This window comes from Streptomyces sp. NTH33 (assembly GCF_003236365.1).
Classification (GTDB): Bacteria; Actinomycetota; Actinomycetes; order Streptomycetales; family Streptomycetaceae; genus Streptomyces.
Window position 1 is genome coordinate 1 of sequence record NZ_POTZ01001004.1, and the last position, 855, is coordinate 855.

Below are 855 nucleotides of genomic sequence, written 5' to 3' on the forward strand. Positions count from 1 at the left end.
GTGGGTGGCGTGGGCGTCGGCGAGGGTCCGCTCGTCGAGGCGGGCGGCGTCGTACGGGCACAGGATGGTGACCTCGCGGCCCTGGAACGCCGCGTTGATCAGCGCCTCGTGCTGGGCACAGGCCGGGTACTCGGCCCGTGTCCGGCCGGCCCAGACCGGCTCGCCGACGATCCGCACCCGGCGGCCGGCCTGCTGGGCGTCGGCGAAGGCGTGCAGCACCCCCGGGATGATCCGGCCCGGGTTGCGCCCGGCCTCGCGCATGTCCAGCAGCCGTACGGCGCCGGCGTCCGCGCCCAGCGCGTCCTCGATCAGCCGCAGGTTCTCGCCGGGTACGGCCACCGCCACCGGCTCGCCGGACCGGAGCCCCTCGCGCACGAAGGGCACGGTGCCCGCGAGGTACTCCTGCTCGTCCCGGTAGAACAGGGCGGGGTGGACGAAGGGCTCCGCGGTCGCGGTCATGGCGTCGGCACCTCGATCCCCGGCAGGCCGGACCGAAACGTTTCCCCTGCCCGGCACGGCACGGGCGGCGGCCGGTGCGGCACCGTACGGCGGCCCGGCCCGAGCCGCCGCGGGGCGTCCGCGAGTACGCCGGCACCGGCGGCGTCGACGAAGGTCACGGCCGACAGCTCCAGGCAGTACACGTCCTCACCTTCGCGCACCGTCCACCCCCCTGTACCGCGCGTGTGACGGGATGTCCGCACCGTCTCCCTGCCGTCCCGGGACGTGTCGAAGACACCGTCGAAGGCATACCGCACCTTATCGCCCGCACCTCGGGACCCACACGTCCGTATACCCGGCACGGCGCGGATCCCACGGCCGCGGCCTCCGGTCGAGCGGGCCCGCCCCGGTTTCCCC

The 855-nt window shown here is 75.3% G+C and carries 2 protein-coding genes; both read right to left on the reverse strand.

Annotated elements, in window-relative coordinates; genetic code table 11:
• Window positions 1-459, reverse strand: a 459-nt coding sequence (locus C1I97_RS38105) for an MEDS domain-containing protein (RefSeq protein WP_181447115.1), incomplete at its 3' end; no start/stop codon positions are given.
• The gene (locus C1I97_RS42355) at window positions 456-659 is read right to left on the reverse strand and encodes an anti-anti-sigma factor (protein WP_258382950.1); all 204 of its coding nucleotides are present in this window, start codon (window positions 657-659) and stop codon (window positions 456-458) included. The genes C1I97_RS42355 and C1I97_RS38105, both read right to left, overlap by 4 nt.
• Between the last annotated feature and the right edge of the window lie 196 nt (window positions 660-855).